14 protein-coding genes are annotated in these 18,396 nt (G+C 71.0%); 2 read left to right on the top strand and 12 right to left on the bottom strand.

All coding sequences use genetic code 11. The annotated features are described in order from the left end of the window. Positions 1-79: 79 nt before the first annotated feature. From IEY63_RS08270 to IEY63_RS08245, 6 genes are all read right to left on the bottom strand, one after another. Complete coding sequence (locus IEY63_RS08270; protein ID WP_189068541.1) at positions 80-1,699, bottom strand: sensor histidine kinase; 1,620 nt, start codon at positions 1,697-1,699, stop codon at positions 80-82. Further along, entirely contained in the window at positions 1,699-2,538 is an 840-nt protein-coding gene (locus IEY63_RS08265) for a CheR family methyltransferase (RefSeq protein ID WP_189068540.1), read from the bottom strand. Before IEY63_RS08265 ends, IEY63_RS08270 begins: the two co-directional genes overlap by 1 nt. 67 nt (positions 2,539-2,605) lie before the next feature. Next, the gene (locus IEY63_RS08260) at positions 2,606-7,486 is read right to left on the bottom strand and encodes a response regulator (protein WP_189068539.1); all 4,881 of its coding nucleotides are present in this window, start codon (positions 7,484-7,486) and stop codon (positions 2,606-2,608) included. Positions 7,487-7,702: 216 nt separating this feature from the next. Then, complete coding sequence (locus tag IEY63_RS08255; RefSeq protein ID WP_189068538.1) at positions 7,703-8,827, bottom strand: sensor histidine kinase; 1,125 nt, start codon at positions 8,825-8,827, stop codon at positions 7,703-7,705. Continuing rightward, complete coding sequence (locus tag IEY63_RS08250) at positions 8,824-9,492, bottom strand: winged helix-turn-helix domain-containing protein (protein ID WP_189068537.1); 669 nt, start codon at positions 9,490-9,492, stop codon at positions 8,824-8,826. The genes IEY63_RS08255 and IEY63_RS08250 overlap by 4 nt, the downstream gene beginning before the upstream one ends. 22 nt (positions 9,493-9,514) lie before the next feature. Next, positions 9,515-10,081, bottom strand: coding sequence for a DUF305 domain-containing protein (locus IEY63_RS08245; RefSeq protein ID WP_189068536.1), 567 nt, complete (start codon positions 10,079-10,081; stop codon positions 9,515-9,517). 74 nt (positions 10,082-10,155) lie between these two features. Between IEY63_RS08245 and trxA the strand changes: the two genes are divergently transcribed. Further along, positions 10,156-10,572, top strand: a complete 417-nt coding sequence (trxA, locus tag IEY63_RS08240; RefSeq protein ID WP_189068535.1) for a thioredoxin — start codon at positions 10,156-10,158, stop codon at positions 10,570-10,572. A 9-nt stretch (positions 10,573-10,581) separates the two neighbouring features. On the opposite strand, the gene guaD is transcribed toward trxA, so the two are convergent. Genes guaD through IEY63_RS08215 form a run of 5 tightly spaced genes read right to left on the bottom strand, consistent with a single transcriptional unit; the run spans position 10,582 to position 16,739 of the window. After that, complete coding sequence (gene guaD, locus IEY63_RS08235; RefSeq protein ID WP_189068534.1) at positions 10,582-11,877, bottom strand: guanine deaminase; 1,296 nt, start codon at positions 11,875-11,877, stop codon at positions 10,582-10,584. Then, entirely contained in the window at positions 11,874-12,764 is an 891-nt protein-coding gene (gene xdhC, locus IEY63_RS08230; RefSeq protein ID WP_189068533.1) for a xanthine dehydrogenase accessory protein XdhC, read from the bottom strand. Before xdhC ends, guaD begins: the two co-directional genes overlap by 4 nt. Continuing rightward, positions 12,746-12,964 (bottom strand): hypothetical protein, encoded by a 219-nt coding sequence (locus IEY63_RS08225; protein ID WP_189068532.1) that lies wholly within the window; start codon positions 12,962-12,964, stop codon positions 12,746-12,748. Before IEY63_RS08225 ends, xdhC begins: the two co-directional genes overlap by 19 nt. After that, positions 12,961-15,345: a xanthine dehydrogenase molybdopterin binding subunit gene (gene xdhB, locus IEY63_RS08220; RefSeq protein ID WP_189068531.1), complete on the bottom strand. Its 2,385-nt coding sequence runs from the start codon at positions 15,343-15,345 to the stop codon at positions 12,961-12,963. Before xdhB ends, IEY63_RS08225 begins: the two co-directional genes overlap by 4 nt. Beyond that, positions 15,342-16,739 carry a xanthine dehydrogenase small subunit gene (locus IEY63_RS08215; protein WP_229784579.1) on the bottom strand — a complete coding sequence of 466 codons (1,398 nt, stop codon included), beginning with the start codon at positions 16,737-16,739 and terminating at the stop codon, positions 15,342-15,344. Before IEY63_RS08215 ends, xdhB begins: the two co-directional genes overlap by 4 nt. Positions 16,740-17,059: 320 nt before the next feature. On the opposite strand from IEY63_RS08215, the gene IEY63_RS08210 reads away from it, so the two are divergent. Further along, positions 17,060-17,998: a DUF808 domain-containing protein gene (locus IEY63_RS08210; protein ID WP_189068529.1), complete on the top strand. Its 939-nt coding sequence runs from the start codon at positions 17,060-17,062 to the stop codon at positions 17,996-17,998. Positions 17,999-18,077: 79 nt separating this feature from the next. On the opposite strand, the gene IEY63_RS08205 is transcribed toward IEY63_RS08210, so the two are convergent. Then, a complete protein-coding gene (locus IEY63_RS08205) occupies positions 18,078-18,350 on the bottom strand; it encodes a metal-sensitive transcriptional regulator (protein ID WP_189068528.1) in 273 nt (90 codons plus the stop codon). Positions 18,351-18,396: the final 46 nt, after the last annotated feature.

The following is an 18,396-nucleotide window of genomic DNA, read 5'->3' as shown; positions in this document are numbered from 1 at the left end:
CGCCAATCTAGCAAAAGCCGGTCCGGCGGTGCGGGCCAGCGGCACGGCGCACGCCCGGCGACCGGGCGTGCGGCCCAGTTCAGGCCTGACCGACCCGGCGGCCCTCGGCGGCCGGATACGACGCGGCGACCAGGGCGGGCAGGGTGAACGTGAAGGTCGCGCCACGGCCCTCCTCGCTGTGCGCCTGCACCGTGCCGCCGTGCCGGACGATGATGCGCTTGACGTGCGCCAGGCCCACCCCGTGCCCCTCGAAGTGATCGTAGGTGTGCAGCCGCTGGAACACCGTGAACAGTTTGTGGCTGTAGGCCATGTCGAAGCCCACGCCGTTGTCGGTGACGGACACGTGGTGGTACCCGCCGATCAGTTCGGCTTGCACGCGGATGCGGGGGCCGCCCTCGGCGTTGCGGGAGTACTTCACGGCGTTGGAGATCAGGTTGCCCAGCAGTTCCCGCAGGCTGATCAGGTCCGCCGTGACGGTGGGCATCGGCCCGATGTCCCAGGTGATGGCCGGCGCCGCCGGGTCGCGCAGGTAGTACGAGATCACCTCGTTGATCAGCGCGCCCAGGTCGATGGCCTGCGGCGTGAGCTGGTGGCGGCCCGTGCGGGCGAAATCCAGCAGCCGGTCGATCAGTTCACTCATGCGCTGCGCGCTGCCCTGAATGCGGCTGAGGTAATCGCGGGCCTTGGCGGGCAGCGCGTCGCCCATCGAGCGGGACAGCAGATCCGCGAAACTCATGATGTGCCGCAGGGGCGTGCGCAGGTCGTGGCTGATCGAGTACGCGTACGCCTCAATCTCCTCGTTGACCTCCTGAAGCTGCGCGGTGCGTTCACGGACCCGGGCCTCCAGGCTGGCGTTCAGGGCCTGCATCTCGGCCTCCATGCGCTTGCGCTCACTCACGTCATGCCCGGTGATGATGAAGTGCGTCACGGTCCCCGCGTCGTCCGTCAGGGGGGTGATGGTGGTCGCCTGATGGTACGGCTGGCCGTCGGGTCGGTGGTACGTGACCTCGGCGCGCCGCACCTGCCCGGCCCGCACCTGACACCACAGGGCCTGAAGGTCGGCGGCGCCGTCCGCGGCGGGTTGCAGCGACGCCAGCGGGCGGCCACTGAGGTCGGCGGCGCTGTGCCCGATGTTGGCGCTGAAGGCGGCGTTCACGTACTCGATGTGGCCCTGCGCGTCGGTGATGATCACGGGGTCGGCGGCCTGTTCCAGCGCGCTCGACAACTTGTGCAGCTCCCGGCGGGCCTGCTGGCCCTCCAGTTCCCGCAGGCGCCGCTCCTGCGCGCGCGCGAGGTGCGCGTGCCGGTAGAGGTCCACGAACACCTGCACCTTGGCCCGCAGGATTTCAGGCTGAATGGGGGAGAAGATGAAGTCCACCGCGCCGTGCGTGTAGCCGGTCAGCGTGTCGGATTCCGCGTGCGTGAACGCCGTGACGAAGATGATCGGCGTGGTCTCCGACTGGCGGCGCGAGCGGATCAGGGCGGCCGTCTCGAAGCCGTCCAGCTCGGGCATGCGCACGTCCAGCAGGATCACCGCCACCTCGTTCGACAGCAGGTACCGCAGCGCCTCCCGGCCCGACGCGGCCATCACGATCTCGTAGCCCAGGGGGTGCAGCGCGGCCGCCAGGCCCAGCCGCTTGCTGTCCTGATCATCCACGATCAGAACCCGGGCGGGCGGGACGGCAATCTGGTGCGGCATCAGCCGATCCTCCGGTACAACTTCTCCGTCAGGTTCAGGGTCGTGAACCTGGGGGCGTGCTCGCTGAAGTCCATGCTCTCGTGGCGGCCTAGGGCCAGCATGCCGAATGGCGTCAGGCTGTGCCACAGCAGCGCCTTCACCTGTTCCTGAAGTTGCCGCGTGAAGTAGATCAGGACGTTGCGGCACAGGATCAGGTGAAACTCATTGAAGCTGCTGTCCGTGGCGAGGTTGTGCTGCCCCCAGATGATGTTCTGCCGCAGGTCCGCACGGACCAGGGCGTGCTCGTACTGCGCCGTGAAGTACGCGCCGAACTCCCCGGTGCCGCCCGCCTCGCGGTAGTTCCGCTCGTACGCCGCGAGCTTCTGCAGGGGGTAGATGCCGCTGCGCGCGGCGTTCAGGGCCGGGGCGTGCATGTCCGTGGCGTACAGCCGCGACCGGTCCAGCAGGCCCGCCTCGCGCAGCAGGATCGCCAGGGAGTACACCTCCTCACCCGTCGAGCAGCCCGCGTGCCAGATGCGGATGAACGGGTGCGTGCGCAGTACGGGCAGCACCTGCTCCCGCAGCGCCTGGAAGAAGGTGGGGTCGCGGAACATCTCGGTCACGTTGATGCTCAGCGTCTCTCGCAGCCGCTGCATGGCCGCCGCGTCCCGCAGCACCCGCCCCTGCAACTCACTGATCGAGTGCAGGCCCTCGGCCGCCGCAGCGTGCAGCGCGCGGCGGCGCATCGTAGCGGGCGTGTACTGCCGGAAGTCGTGCCCGGTCACGCGGTACACGCCTTCCAGCAGCAGGCTCAGTTCGATGTCCTCGGTCAGTTCGGGCGTCCCGGATTCGCGGCTCATGCCCGCACACTCCCCCATACCGGGGCGCCCGGACCGTCCGCCGCCCGCGCGGCGAGGCGCGCCGCGGTCACTTCGACAACCAGACCCGCAGCAGCGACAGGAGTTGCGCGGTGTTCACGGGTTTACTGATGTAATCGCTCGCGCCGGACTCGATGGACTGCTCGCGGTCGCCGGGCATGGCCTTGGCGGTCAGGGAAATGATGGGCAGCGTCCGGAACTCCGGGTTGCCGCGGATCAGGCGGGTGGTCTCGTAGCCGTCCAGCTCGGGCATCATGACGTCCATCAGGATCACGTCGGTGTCCGGGTGGCTGTCGAGCATGCTGATCGCCTCGCGGCCGTTCTCGGCGGTCAGGATCTGCATCTGGTGGCGTTCCAGCACGGCCGTCAGCGCGAAGATGTTGCGGATGTCGTCATCCACGACCAGCACCTTCTTGCCCTGCAGGGCCGGTTCCTGCTGCCGGGCCGCGTCGAGCGCCTGACGCTTGCTTTCGGGCAGGCTGGCCTCCACGCGGTGCAGGAACAGCGTCACCTCGTCCAGCAGCCGCTCGGGCGAGCGGACGTCTTTCAAGATGATGGACTTCGCGGCGCGGCGCAGCTCCGCCTCCTGCGCGCGGGTCAGGTCCTGCGCGGTGTACACGATGATCGGCATGGCCCGGTAGGCGGGCGTGTCGTGCAGCGTGCCCATCAGCTCGAAGCCCGTCATGTCCGGCAGGTGTAGGTCCAGCACCACGCAGTCGAACGCCGTGTCCGCCAGGGCGTCCAGCGCGGCCTGCCCGGTGGTGACCGAGGTGGTCTCCACGTCGGTGTCGGCGATCAAGGTCTCGATGCTCTGCCGCTGAGATTCGTCATCCTCGACGATCAGCACCCGCTTGACCCGCCGGGCCAGGAACGCCTCGAGGTTCGTGAACACGCTCGCCAGGTCCTGCCGGTTACCGGATTTCGTGGTGTGGTCCAGCGCGCCCAGCTTGCGGCTCACGATGCTGGGCTCCTGCCCGCTGATCACGTGCACCGGAATGTGCCGCGTGTGCGGGTCGTGCTTGAGCCGGTCCAGGACCGCCCAGCCGTTCGTGTCGGGCAGCGCCAGGTCCAGCGTGATCGCCTGCGGGCGGTACTCCTGCGCCAGGCGCAGCGCCTCGTCCCCGCGCGCGGCGATCAGGCCCATGAAGCCCCGCTCGTGCGCCAGGTCCAGCAGCGTCGCCGCGTACGTGGGGTCGTCCTCCACGATCAGCAGGGTCCGGTCCCCGGGTTGCAGGCTGGACCGGTCGTCCACCACCGTCGCGTCGGGCTCCTCCGTCAGGGCCGGGGTGGCGGCGAGGGACGCTGGGGAAGCCGCCGGGACGTGGGGCTGGGCCGGGCGCGCCGGGGCGGACAGGGCCGGAGCCTCGCTGCGCCCGGGCGTCTGGAAGCGCGCGGGAAGGAACAGCGTGAACTCGCTGCCCACGCCGGGCGTGCTGCTCAGCGTGATCTCGCCGCCCAGGATGCGGGCCAGTTCGCGGCTGATCGCCAGGCCCAGGCCGGTCCCGCCGTACTTGCGGCTGGTGGACCCGTCCGCCTGCTGGAACGCCTCGAAGATCAGGCGCTGCTTGTCCGCCGGAATGCCGATGCCCGTGTCCGCCACGCGGAACGCCAGCACCTGCGACGCGCGGTTCAGGACGTGCTGGTCCGGACTCCAGCCCTGCGTGACCGGCGCCACCTGCAGGGTCACGCTGCCGCTGGACGTGAACTTGAACGCGTTCGACAGCAGGTTCTTCAGGATCTGCAGGAGGCGCGTGTCGTCGGTCAGGATGCTGCGCGGCAGGCCCGGGTCGAAGTCCAGCACCAGATCCACGTTCTTGGCCGCCCCGAGGGGCGCGAAGGTGGACTCCACCGCCTCACGCACGTGCGACAGGGGCACGTTCGTCGGATCAGCGCTGACGGTGCCGGACTCGATCTTGCTGAGGTCCAGGATGTCGTTGATGAGGTTCAGCAGGTCGTTCCCGGCGCCGTAGATGGTCTTGGCGTACGTGCGCTGCTGATCGGTCAGGTTCCCTTCCGGGTTGTCGCGGAGCTGGTTGGCGAGCAGCAGCAGGCTGTTCAGCGGCGTGCGCAGCTCGTGACTCATGTTCGCCAGGAACTCGCTCTTGTACTTACTGGTCAGGGCCAGCTGCGCGGCCTTCTCCTCCAGCGCGTGCCGGGCGGACTCGACCTGCTGGTTCTTCTTCTCGACCTCGCGGTTCTGATCGGCCAGCAGGCGCGCTTTTTCCTCCAGCTCCTCGTTCGTCTGCCGCAGTTCCTCCTGCTGACTCTGGAGTTCCTGCGCCATGCTCTGCGACTGCCGCAGCAGCGTCTCGGTGCGCATGGTCGCCTGGATGGTGTTCAGCACGATCCCCACGGATTCCGTGAACTGCTCCAGGAAGCTCATGTGCGTGGCGCTGAACCGCTCGAAGGACGCCAGTTCAATCACGGCCTTCGTCTGCCCCTCGAACACCACGGGCAGCACCACGATGGTGGTGGGCGTGGCGGCCCCCAGGCCACTGTTGATCTGCACGTAATCGCCGGGCACGTCGGTCAGCACGATCGCCTGCTGCTCCAGCGCCGCCTGTCCCACCAGCCCCTCGCCCAGACGGAAGCGGTTGCCCAGCCCCTTGCGCTCGCGGTACGCGTAGCTGGCCTGCAGTTGCAGCGCGGGCGGGCTGGCCTCCTCGTCCAGGGTGTAGAACACGCCGTGCTTGGCGCGCACCAGGGGCGCCAGTTCCGAGAGGATCAGGCGGCTGACGGTCAGCAGGTCCCGCTGCCCCTGCAGCATCCCCGTGAACTTCGCGAGGTTGGTCTTCAGCCAGTCCTGCTCGGTGTTCTTCTCGGTGGTGTCGCGCAGGTTCACGATCATCTCGTTGATGTTGTTCTTCAGCGCGTCCACCTCCCCGCTGGCCTCCACCGAGATGCTGCGGGTCAGGTCGCCCTTGGTCACGGCGGTCGCCACCTCGGCAATGGCGCGCACCTGCGTGGTGAGGTTCGCGGCCAGGCCGTTCACGTTGTCGGTCAGGTCCTTCCAGGTGCCGCTGGCGCCGGGTACGTTCGCCTGCCCGCCCAGCTTGCCTTCCGTGCCCACCTCGCGTGCCACGGTCGTGACCTGCTGCGCGAAGGTGGCCAGCGTGTCGATCATGGAGTTGATCGTCTCGGCCAGTTCCGCAATTTCGCCCTGCGCTTTCACGTTCAGCTTGCGGTTCAGTTCGCCGCCCGCGACGGCTGTCACGACCCGCGCGATGCCGCGCACCTGATCGGTGAGGTTGGTGGCCATGCCGTTCACGTTGTCGGTGAGGTCCTTCCAGGTGCCGCCGACCCCGGCCACCTGCGCCTGACCACCCAGCTTCCCTTCCGTGCCCACCTCGCGCGCCACGCGGGTCACCTCGCCCGCGAACGAGTTCAGCTGGTCCACCATGGTGTTGATGGTGTTCTTCAGGTCCAGGATCTCACCCTTGACGTCCACCGTGATCTTCTTCGACAGGTCCCCGTTCGCCACGGCCGTCGTCACGAAGGCGATGTTGCGCACCTGATCGGTGAGGTTGTTCGCCATGGAGTTCACGTTGTCGGTCAGGTCCTTCCAGGTGCCGCCGACCCCGGCCACCTGCGCCTGACCGCCCAGTTTCCCTTCGGTACCCACCTCGCGCGCCACGCGGGTCACCTCGAACGCGAAGGCGTTCAGCTGGTCCACCATGGTGTTGATGGTGTTCTTCAGGTCCAGGATCTCCCCGCGGGCGTCCACGGTGATCTTGCGACTCAGGTCCCCGTTCGCCACGGCGGTCGTCACGTCCGCGATGTTGCGCACCTGCCCGGTGAGGTTCGCGGCCATGGAGTTCACGTTGTCCGTGAGGTCCTTCCAGGTGCCGCCCACACCGCGCACGTCCGCCTGACCGCCCAGGCGGCCCTCGGTGCCCACCTCGCGCGCCACGCGGGTCACCTCGCCCGCGAAGGCGTTCAGCTGATCGACCATGGTGTTGATGGTGTTCTTCAGCTCCAGAATCTCACCCTGCGCGGCCACCGTGATCTTCTTCGACAGGTCGCCATTCGCCACGGCGGTCGTCACGTCCGCGATGTTGCGCACCTGCCCGGTGAGGTTCGCGGCCATGGAGTTCACGTTGTCCGTGAGGTCCTTCCAGGTGCCGCCCACGCCGCGCACGTCCGCCTGACCGCCCAGGCGGCCCTCGGTACCCACCTCGCGCGCCACGCGGGTCACCTCGCCCGCGAACGAGTTCAGCTGGTCCACCATGGTGTTGATGGTGTTCTTCAGGTCCAGGATCTCCCCGCGGGCGTCCACGGTGATCTTGCGGCTCAGGTCCCCGTTCGCCACGGCGGTCGTGACGTCCGCGATGTTGCGCACCTGACTCGTCAGGTTGTTCGCCATGCCGTTCACGTTCTCGGTCAGGTCACGCCACACCCCACCGACCCCGGCCACCTGCGCCTGACCGCCCAGTTTCCCTTCGGTGCCCACCTCGCGCGCCACGCGGGTCACCTCGCCCGCGAACGAGTTCAGCTGCCCCACCATGGTGTTCACGGTGGACACGATCTGCAGGAACTGCCCCTGCATGGGCTGCCCGTTCGCCTCGGTCGCCATCAGCTGAGACAGGTCCCCGTGCGCGACCGCCGTAACCACGCGCGTCATCTCGGTGGTGGGCCACACGAGGTCGTCCACCAGTTCGTTCACGCCCTCGATGAGTGCGGCCCAGCTGCCCGTCGTGGTGCCCAGGGGGATGCGCTGCTTGACGTTCCCTTCCTTCCCGACCGTGCGGCCCACCCGCGCGGCGTCCTGCGCGATCCGCGCGGATTCCTCGACGATGTCGTTGAAGGTGTCCGCGATGCGGCCGTTCACGCCTTCCCAGGTGCTGGGCAGGCGGACCGTGAAGTCACCGCGCCGGTAGGCCTGAAGGGCGTGCAGCAGGCTGAGGTCCAGATCGGACGGCGCGCCAGTCACGCGCCCACCACGTGCGGGCAGCGTCCCGCGTTCAGAGCAGAGTTCACCAGCACAAGATCGGGATTCGATGAAGGTCAATGGTGCAGCACTCTTTATGAAGTCTTCAGCTGAATGTGTGATCAGCTGCACTCCAGCGGCCTGAACCGGGCCGCGCCCATGGAATCCGCCGTGGTGGGCGTCCACCGCAGCGACCCTCTGATGGACGCAAGGCGAGCGTTAGAGACCAGCTGGCTCCACCTGTTCAGGGTCAGCGTGTCTGGATTCAGCAGTCACGCGCGGCAGTGTGAACGTGAAGACGCTGCCGGCCGCACTGGACGTCACGTTCAGGCTGCCGCCCATGCGCTGCGCCAGCGCCCGCGCGATCGTCAGGCCCACGCCGCTGCCCTCGCCGCGCGTGCGGGCCTCGTTCACGCGGTAGAAGCGCTCGAAGATCCGCTCCAGGTGCTCCGGCGCAATCCCCGGGCCGGCATCATGCACCGTCAGCGCCACCTGCGCGTCCCCGACCAGCACGTCCAGGCGGACCGTCCCGCCGGGCGGCGTGTGCCGCGCCGCGTTGTGCAGCAGGTTCGCCAGCACCTGCCCCGCCCGTTCCGGATCCGCCCGCACCCACGATGCCGAACGCGCCACGCGCAGGTCCACGCCCCGCGCCGCGAACGCCTCCGCGAACCGGTCGCGCGCGGCGTCCAGCAGGTCCTGCACCGGCACGTTCCGCAGGTCCAGTTCCACGTGCCCGGCCTCGGCGCGGGACACCAGGCTCAGGTCCTGCGCCAGGCGCTCCAGAAACCGTACCTCCCGTTCCACGGCAGGCGCCACGGCCGCCGGGGGCAGCACGCCGTCCAGCAGCGCCTCGCTGTACCCGCGCAGCGCCGCCAGGGGCGTGCGCAGTTCATGCCCGACCTCGCCGATCAGGGCCACGCGGTCCTGCTCCACGCGTTCCAGCGCGGCCGCCAGCCGGTTGAAGTTCCGCGCCAGTTCCGACAGCTCATCCCGGCCCTGCTCCGGCAGGCGCCGCGCGTACTGCCCGCCCGCCAGGTCGCGGCTTCCCTCGCCCAGCAGCGCCACCGACCGCACCACCCGCCTTGAGGTCAGGAGGGCCGTGACGGCCGCCGCGCCTGCCGCGAACGGCAGCGCCAGCAGCAGCGCGCCCGTCAGCGCGCCGCGCATGCCGGCCTCCAGATCCGGCCGGAGCGCCCGGCCGCGGTCCCCCATGGCCTGCACCATCTGCTCCACGTGGTGCTGGTACACGCCCGGCAGCGTCCACTCGGCCACCAGCAGCAGCGCCCCCAGCGCCACCAGGATCACCAGCAGGTGCGCCAGGAACAGGCGCGGGAACAGCTTCACGTGCCCTCCCGGAAGCGGTACCCGACGCCGCGCACCGTCTCGATAAAGCGTGGATGGGTGGCGTCCTCGCCCAGCTTGCGGCGCAACCCCGCCAGGTGCACGTCCACCACCCGCTCCACCACCGGGTCGTCCGGGCCCCACACGCGGTCCAGCAGGCGCTCGCGGGTCCACACCAGGCCCGGGTGACGCGCCAGGGTCCGCAGCAGCTCGAATTCCAGCCGGGTCAGCGTCAGGGGTCGCCCGTCCAGCGTCACCTCACGCGTGCGCTCGTTGAGGTGCAGGCCGCCCACGTCCGTCACGTCCCGCACGCCACTGCGGCGCAGCAGGGCCCGCACGCGCGCTGCGACCTCACGCGGCGAGAAGGGCTTGGTCACGTAATCGTCCGCGCCGACCTCCAGGCCCCGCAGGCGGTCCTCCTCCTCCCCGCGGGCGCTGAGCAGCAGCAGCGGGAAGTCCGGATCCGCGCGGCGCTGCTCGCGCGCCAGGTCCAGGCCGCTCACGCCCGGCAGCATCCAGTCCAGCACGGCCAGGTCCGCGCCCGGCAGCAGCGCGCGCGCCTGCACGCCGCTGCTCGCCTCGGTCACCTCGTGCCCGTCGGCACGCAGGTACGCGCCCAGGATCTCCAGGATCGCCGGGTCGTCATCGACGATCAGGACGCGCGCCATGCCCACGCAGCGTAGCGGACGCTCAGCGCAGCAGCCACAGGCGGTACGCGTACATCTCGGCGGCCTGCGCGCGCACGATGTCACGCGACAGCTGCAGCACGCGCGGGTCGCTGCTGCGCTGCAGGGCCACGCCTGCCATCTCCAGCGCACTCTGGTGGTGCGGCAGCATGCCCTGCACGAACGCGCGGTCCGCGTTCGCCGCTGAGCGCAGGGGCGCGATCATGCCCGCCATCACGCCCTGCATGTGCCCACGCGCAGAGGCGTCCACGCCGCCCAGCGCGCCCAGCCACGCAGTCATCTGCGTGATCTCCCGGCTCTGGTCCTTGATGACGGCCGCCGCCCAGGCCTTCACCCTGGCATCCTTCAGGCGGGGCTGCGCGGCGCGCGCCATGTCCAGCGCGCCCTGGTGGTGCGCGACCATCAGGCTCAGGTACGCGCGGTCGAAGGCCCGGCCACTCAGGGCCTTCAGGTTCGGGGCGGCGGGCGCGGCGGTCATGCCCGGCATGGCGTGCCCGGAGTGATCCATCTGGGCGTGCGCGGGCGTGGCCAGCAGCGCGGCCGTGAGCAGGGCGGTCAGCAGTCGGTTCATGCTGCGCACCGTAGCGGGCCTGTGTTCAGTTTCCGTAAAGCGCGCCCGGCGGGCCCGGGGCGCATACTTTCAGGATGAGCGACGTCCTGACGTGCGCCGCGTGCGGCGCGAAGAACCGCGTGTCCACCGTGCCGGAAGGCCAGGTGCCCAGCTGCGCCCGCTGCGGCGCGGCCCTGCCCTGGCTGGTCAGCGGCAGTGACGCCACCTTCACGCAGGACGTGCAGGCGGACGTCCCGGTCCTGGTGGATTTCTGGGCGCCCTGGTGCGGCCCGTGCCGCGTGATCGGCCCCGTCCTGGAGGACCTCGCCCGCGAACGGGCCGGGAAGCTCAAGGTCGTGAAGGTCAACGTGGACGAGCACCCCCGCGCGCCCGGCGAGTACGGCGTGCAGGGCATTCCCACGCTGCTGCTGTTCCGCGGCGGGAAACTCGCCGGGCGGCAGGTGGGCGCCGTACCGAAAGCCACGCTGAGCAGCTGGATCGACACCCACTGAGCCGCGGCGTCAGGCCCGGGTCAAGGCGGGCTCCCCGCCGATCCAGACGCGCGCCACGTCCCCGGGCGTGCCGGTGGCGAACGCGGCGGCCAGGGCCCGCTCGGGGCTGGCCGCGTGCCGGAACACGGCGTCCAGCGGCGTGCCGGGCGCGGGGGCGAGGTGCACCGCGTCGAACTGCTGGCCCGGCTCGAACGCACCGACCTCGGGCAGGTCCAGCGCGTCGGCGCCCGCTTTCGTGGCGAGGTACAGGAGGTGCGCGGGGCTCAGGGGCACCCCGCCGGGCATCAGGTTCTGCATGAAGTGCGCCTGCAGGCCCTCCTTGAGCAGGCTGAAGCCGGTCCCGCCGCCCACGTCGCTGCCCAGGGACACGGGCACGCCGGCGTCCAGGTGGCGGCGCAGCGGGAAGAAGCCGCTGCCCAGCGCGGAGTTGCTGCACGGGCAGTGCGCGGCCGTGCAGCGCGCGGCGGCCATGACGCCCAGTTCCCGGTCGCTGGGGTGCACGTTGTGCGCCAGGACGCTGTGGCGGCCGATCAGCCCGGCGCGCTCGTAGGTGTCCAGGTAGTCGCGCGCGCCGGGGAACAGCTCGCGGACCACCTCGATCTCGCGGGTGTTCTCGTTGATGTGGCTCGTGAAGCGCACGCCCGGGTGCTCGCGCATCAGGGCGGCGCAGGCGTCCAGGATGCCCTCCGAGGCCGAGAGGCTGAAGCGCGGCGTGACCGCGTACAGCGCGCGGCCCACCTCATGCCAGCGCTCAATAAGGGCCTTGCCCTCGGCGTAGGCGCGCTCCGGCGTGGTGTGCAGCTCGTCCCGCAGCAGGCGGTCACTGACGACCAGCCCGGTCACAGCCCGCAGCCCCGCCTGAGCGGCCTCCTCGAAGAAGGCGTCCACCGCGCCCGCAAAGTGCGACCCGAACACGAGCGCCGTGGTGGTGCCCGCCCCCAGCAGGCCGCCGATGAAGTCCCGCGCCACGCCGCGCGCGTACGCGACGTCGGCCATGCGGGCCTCCTCGGGCAGCGCGCACTGATCCAGCCAGTCCAGCAGCGGCAGGCCCAGCCCGCCGATCACCCGCACCTGCGGCAGGTGCACGTGCGTGTCAACGAAGCCCGGCAGCAGCAGCCCGCCGCGCAGGTCGGTCACGGGCGCGTCCGGGTGCGCCGCGCGCAGGTCGGCAAAGGCGCCCCGGGCCCGGATCACGCCCCCCTCAACGAGCAGGCCGCCGTCGGATTCGGCGTGCAGCGCCTCGGCGTGCGTGAAGGGATTCTCGGGGGTGTGCAGGAAGGTGGCGCGGTAGAGGGTGGCGGTCATGACGTCCTTTCAGGCGCCGGCACTGGGTCCGGCTGGAGGGTGAGGTGGGGGAGGAGCTGCGCCGCGACGCTCAGGGCAATCACGGCCGGGTGCTTGCGGGCGGGGCCGGTGTTCAGGTCCGGCAGGCCGATGGGTGAGGTGACGCGGGCCAGGGCGTCCGGCGGGTGGCCCAGGTCGCGCAGCTGCGCCTGAAAGCGGGTCCACTTGGCGCTCGACCCGATCAGGCCCAGGAAGCCAGTGCCCGGGCGGCGCAGCGCGGCGTCCAGAATGGCAGCGTCTTCGGCGTGGTCATGCGTGAGGATCAGAATATGTGTGCTGAGTGGCAGCCCATCCAGCACCAGTTCCGGGATGGGCGCGTGGTGCGCGGTGACCTGCGCCTCGGCGTCCCGCAGTGGAGCCAGGCGTTCGGGGGTCAGCTGCGCGGCGCGCGAATCGATCAGGTGCAGCCCGATGGGGTGCCGGGCCAGCAGCCGCGCCAGTTCCAGGCCCACGTGTCCCGCACCGAACACGGCCACCTGCGGCTGGGCGTGCAGCACGGGGTCGAGGTGCAGGGTGACCTCACCGCCGCAGCACTGCCGCCCGTGCCCGTTCGCGGCGCGGTCCGTCAGGCGCAGTGTCAGCGTCTCGGGGGCCTGGGTGCCTGCGCGGATCAGGGTGCGGGCGCGCTCCACGGCGGTCGCCTCCAGGTTCCCGCCGCCCACGCTGCCCCAGCTGCCGGTCCGGCTGACGACCATCCGTGCGCCCGCCTCGCGGGGCGTGTGGCCGCGGGCGGCCATCACGCTGACGAGCACCGCCGCCTCGCCCTGCGCCGCCAGCCGCGTCAGGGCCACGAGCCACGCCGGGCCGCCGGTTGCCACGTGCTGGGGTGTCAGGGTGTGCGCGTCCATTCCAGCGGCAGCAGGTCCTGCGGGCTCAGCGGCAGTTCCGCGTCCCATTCCAGCAGCGCCAGCGCGTCCGCGTCGCACGCCTCGTCCTCCAGGAAGCGCGGGCCGTTCACGGGCAGGTCCGCGTGCAGCAGGGCCAGGTCGGCGGCGCTCAGGGCGCTGGCGGGCATCGGGGCAGTAATGAGCAGGGCAGCTTCGGTCATGTGGGGACTCCTTGGGTCGCGCCGGGCGCGTCAGATTCAGTGGCGGGCGTTGAAGACCAGGACCGGGCGGCGTGCAGCGCCCAGAACGCCGCTTCCGGCGTGGCCGGGGACGCCAGTTCGGTGGGCTGTCCGGCCGGGCCGAAGGCGGCGCACGCGGCGCGCAGGGCCTCGCGGGCGGAGATCGCCAGCATCAGCGGGGGTTCCCCGACCGCCTTGCTGCCGTACACCACGCCGGTCTCGGTGGCTTGGCGCAGGAGCGCCACGCGGAAGTCCGCGGGCAGCTCCGAGAGCGAAGGCAATTTATACGTGCTGGCCGCCTGCGTGAGCAAGCGCCCCCGTCCCGCTCCGGTGGACTCGTCCCACCTCAGTTCCTCGAGGGTCAGCCAGCCCAGGCCCTGCAGGTACCCGCCCTCCACCTGACCCAGGTCAATCAGGGGGGAGAGGCTGTCACCCACGTCGTGCAGCAGGTCGGCCCGCAGCACGCGGTACGCGCCGGTGAAGCCGTCGAGTTCCACCTCGGTGACGCTGGCGCCGTAACTGAAGTACTTGAACGGTTCGCCCTGCATCGCCTCGCGGTCCCAGTGCAGGCCCGGCGTGCGGTAGAAGCCCGCCGCCCACAGCTGTGTGCGGCGGTGGTACGCGTCGTGCACGAGCTCCCGGAACGTGAAGCCGCGCTCCGGGTGGCCCAGCGGGAACACGCGGCCCGCCTCGAAGCGCACGTCGTCCGGGTGCACGGCCAGCCGCCCGGCGGCCACTTCCGAGAGGCGGGCGCGGATCTGGTCGCAGGCGTCCTTCACCGCGCCGCCGTTCAGGTCCGCGCCGCTGCTGGCGGCCGTGGCGCTGGTGTTCGGGACCTTGTCCGTGCGGGTCGGGGCAAGGCGCACGGCGTCCAGCGGCACGCCCAGCGCGGTCGCCGCGACCTGCAGCATCTTTGTGTGCAGGCCCTGGCCCATCTCGGTGCCGCCGTGGTTCACGAGGACCGAGCCGTCCTTGTACACGTGCACGAGCGCGCCCGCCTGGTTGTACGCCGTGAAGTTGAACGAGATCCCAAACTTCACGGGCGTGAGCGCCAGCCCGCGCTTGACGTGTTCATTCGCGGCGTTGAACGCCTCCACCTCGGTGTGGCGGGCGTGGAAGTCGCTGCTTTCCAGCAGTTCGGCCCAGATCGTCTGAAGCCGCTCGGCGTGCCGGACCGGCTGCCCGTACGGGGTGCACTCGCCCGGCTGGTAGAAGTTCCGCTGCCGCAGCTCGTGCGCGTCGAGGCCCAGCAGCGGCGCCACGCGGCCCAGCAGGTCCTCCACGACCAGCATGCCCTGCGGCCCCCCGAAGCCCCGGAAGGCCGTCTGGGAGGTCTTGTTCGTCCGCGCGATCCGCCCGCGGGCCTCCACGTGCGGAATGAAGTACGCGTTGTCCACGTGGCATAGGGCGCGCGCCATGACCGGCTCGGACAGGTCCAGGCTCCAGCCGCCGTCACTGGTCAGCTGCACCTGTAGCGCCGTGAAGCGCCCGTCGGCGCCAAAGCCCGCCTTCCACGACGCGTGGAACGGGTGGCGCTTGCCGGTCATGGTCAGGTCCAGCGTGCGGTTCAGGCGCAGGCGCACGGGCCGCCCGGTCAGGGTCGCGCCCAGCGCCGCGATGGCCGCGAAACCGTGCGGCTGCATCTCCTTGCCGCCAAACCCGCCGCCCATGCGCAGGCACTGCACGGTCACGGCGTTCGCGTCCAGGCCCAACACGTGCGCCGTGATGTCCTGCGTCTCACTGGGGTGCTGCGTGCTGCACTGGATGAACACCTGCCCGGACTCGTCCACGTGCGCCAGCGAGGCGTGCGTCTCGAGGTAGAAGTGCTCCTGCCCGCCCAGCTCGAATTCGCCCTCGAAGACGTGCGCGGCCTGCGCGAAGCCGATCTGCACGTCCCCGCGGCGCAGCGTGGACTGCGCGCCCTGGAACGACCCGGCGTCCATCGCCTCGCGCAGCGTGATCAGGGACGGCAGCGGTTCGTACGTGACCTGCACGGCCGCGGCGCCCTGCCGGGCAGCGTCCTCGCTGTCGGCCAGCACCCAGCACACCGCGTGCCCCACGAACATCGTCTCGGTGGGGAAGAGGGGCTCGTCGCCCTTCACGCCCGCGTCGTTCACGCCGGGTACGTCCTCGCGGGTCAGGACCCGCACCACGCCCGGCACCGCCAGCGCGCCTGAAGGGTCGAGGCTCAGCACCCGCGCGTGCGCGTGCGGTGAACCCACCGGCCAGGCGTGCAGCAGCCCGCTCATTCGCACGCCCAGATCATCGGTGTACAGCGCCTGTCCGGTCACGTGCAGCGCCGCGCTCTCATGCGCCAGCGCCTGCCCCACGGGGGCCCCGGCGGGAACCTCGTGAACGCTCACGCGCTCACCTCCTGCGCCGTCTCCCAGTGGAATTTCAGGAGGCTCTGCTCCAGCATGGCCGCGCGGTAGGCGGCGCTGGCGCGGTGGTCACTCAGGGGCGTGCCTGTTGCCCCCAGGATGCGGGCGGCGCGGCGCGCGGTGTCCGCCGTCCAGGGCTGCCCTTCCAGCGCCGCCTCGGCCTCGGTGGCGCGCAGGGGCGTGGCCGCCACGCCGCCCAGGCCGATGCGGGCCTGCGTGACCACGCCGCCGTCCACGCGCAGGGCGTACCCGACGGCCACGCTGGAGATGTCGTCGAACCGGCGTTTGGCGATCTTGTGGAACGCCGTGACTGGCGCCAGGGGTGTGGGGATGCGCACCGCCTGGATCAGTTCGCCGGGCGCGCGCACCGTCTGGCGGTACCCGGTGAAGTAGTCCCTCAGAGGCACGACCCGCACGCCGCCCGGCCCCACCAGTTCGAGTTCGGCCTCCAGGGCCAGCAGCACGGGCGGGCTGTCCCCGATGGGCGAGGCGGTGCCCAGGTTCCCACCCAGCGTGGCGGAGTTCCGGATCAGGCGGGACGCGAACTGCGGGAACCACTCGCGCAGCAGCGGCACCCGCCCCTTCAGGCGGCGTTCTAGGTCGCTGAGGGTTAGGCCCGCACCCAGCCGCATCATGTCCCCGTCGACCTCGAACGTGCGGAGTTCCGGCAGGGCGTCCACGGCGACGGTCATGGCGGCGCGGGCGCGGCGCAGGTTCACGTCCACGCCCCAGTCGGTGCCGCCCGCCAGTACCCGCGCGTCCGGGTGCGCCGCGAGCAGGGCCAGGGCGTCTTCCAGCGTGGCCGGGCGGTGGAAGACGCCATCTGCCGCGTCCAGCTGCGTGGCTCGGGGACGCGGCGCAGGCTGCGAGCGCCGCGCGGCCAGCGGGTCGCCGTCACCCGGGGTGCCCAGGGCGCGGGCGGCGTCCACGATTGGGCGGTACCCGGTGCAGCGGCACAGGTTCCCGCTCAGCGAGTGCACGTCGAAGCCGTTCGCCTCGCCATGCTGGCCGGGCGTCCGTTCGGGGCGCAGGTACTCGGCCGCGAGGCTCACCACGAAGCCCGGCGTGCAGTACCCGCACTGGGAGCCGCCCCGCACGGCCAGTTCCTCCTGCGCGGGGTGCAGGGCCGCGGGAGTGCCGAGGCCCTCGCTGGTCACGATCTCCGCGCCGTCCAGCGCGGGCAGCAGGGCCAGGCAGGCGTTCACGCTCTCCCAGCGGGTGCCGTTACCGTCCGCGCGGGCCACGAGCACCGCGCAGGCGCCGCACTCGCCTTCCGCGCAGCCTTCCTTGCAGCCGGTCAGGCCCTGGCCGCGCAGGGCATTCAGGAGCGTCGTGTGCGCCGCACTGGGCACCCGCCGCGTTTCTCCGTTGATCATCAGTTCCACCATCACCGCTCGTCCTCCCGTCCTGTGCCGTCCAGCGCGCCGCGTCCCCGGATGAAGTGGGGAGGCCGCGCATGGTTGACGCCAGGGTGCGAAGGTGCGGGGGCGGGCTGCCGGTTATCCATGCAGAACGACAGCCTGATTGTCAGGTGCCTCAGCATACACCGCGCCCGGCGCCCGTGTGGACGCGTGTCTGGGCAGGCAACCCACCTGAGCCGGGGGCCATCAAGCCTTGATGCTGCGCCGCGCCCGGCCCCTGCGCTGCTACCCTGGTCGGGCATGCCGCACCGATCCTCAACCTCCGGAGCCCGCCTGTGAGCGGCGGTCTTGTCGCGCTGCTGGACGACGTGGCCGCCATCGCCCGCCTCGCCGCCGCGTCCATCGACGACATCGGCGCCGCCGCCGCGAAAGCCGGCGTGAAAGCCGTGGGCGTGGTCGTGGACGACACGGCCGTCACGCCCCGCTACGTGACGGGCTTCAGCCCCGACCGTGAACTGCCGATCATCTGGCGGATCGCGCGCGGCTCCCTGCGGAACAAGGTGGTGTTCATCCTGCCCGTGGCGCTGCTCCTCAGCGAGTTCCTGCCGCAGGCCATGACGCCCATCCTGATGCTGGGCGGCGCGTACCTGTGCTTCGAGGGCGCCGAGAAACTCATTGAGGCCGTGCGGGGCGGCCACGAGGACAACGCGCAGGCCGAGGCCCGCCTCAGCAGCGCCGAGCACGAGAAGCTGATGGTCAGCGGCGCGATCCGCACCGACTTCATCCTTTCGGCCGAGATCATGGCCATCTCCCTGGCCGAAGTCGCCACGGAACCCTTCTGGCAGCGCACCATCATCCTGATCGTCGTGGCCCTCCTGATCACGGCGCTGGTGTACGGCGTCGTGGGCCTGATCGTGAAGATGGACGACATCGGCCTGCGCCTCGCCCGGGCGCGTACGGGCACGGGCCGCGCCATCGGCCGGGGCCTCGTGAAGGGCATGCCCATCGTGCTGGGCACCCTGGCGACCATCGGAACGGCCGCGATGCTGTGGGTTGGGGGGCACATCCTGATCGTGGGCGTGGCGGACTTCGGCTGGCACGCCCCGGAGGATGTCCTGCATGACCTCTCACACGGCGCGGCGCACGCCCTGCCCGCGCTGGGCGGCCTGGTCACGTGGCTGGTCGAGACGCTCGGCAGCGCCGTCGTGGGCCTGATCGTTGGGCTGGTGGTGGTGGGCGCGCTGCACCTGCTGCCCCGCCGTCAGGCGCACTGAGCCTCAGCGTCTCGCAGGGTGGCCCGGTGCAGTCGACTGCCGGGCCACCCTATCCTGAGTCGCGTCCGTTCCGTGCGGGTCAGCGGCGCAGGAGTTTCACGGCGCGGACCACGTCCTGCGGCGTGATGGCCTCGCCGGGCCGGGCGCGGCACCCGGCGGCGTACTGCTCGAGGATCTGTTCTCCGGCCGCGTCCAGGGCGCTGCGCACGCCGGACAGCTGGGTCAGGATGTCGTGGCAGTCACGGCCTTCCTCGATCATGCGTTGCAGGCCGCGCACCTGACCCTCGATGCGGCGCAGGCGCATCAGGACGCGGGTGTCGGTCTCGGTCAGGGCGGGGGGTAGATCGGGCATGACGGTTCCTGCCGCCCAGCATACCGCCCCGGCGTATGGCGTGCGG

The organism is Deinococcus radiotolerans, from assembly GCF_014647435.1.
GTDB lineage: Bacteria > Deinococcota > Deinococci > Deinococcales > Deinococcaceae > Deinococcus > Deinococcus radiotolerans.
The sequence above is the reverse complement of the archived record's forward strand: the minus strand, read 5'-3'. Positions and strand labels throughout refer to the sequence as shown.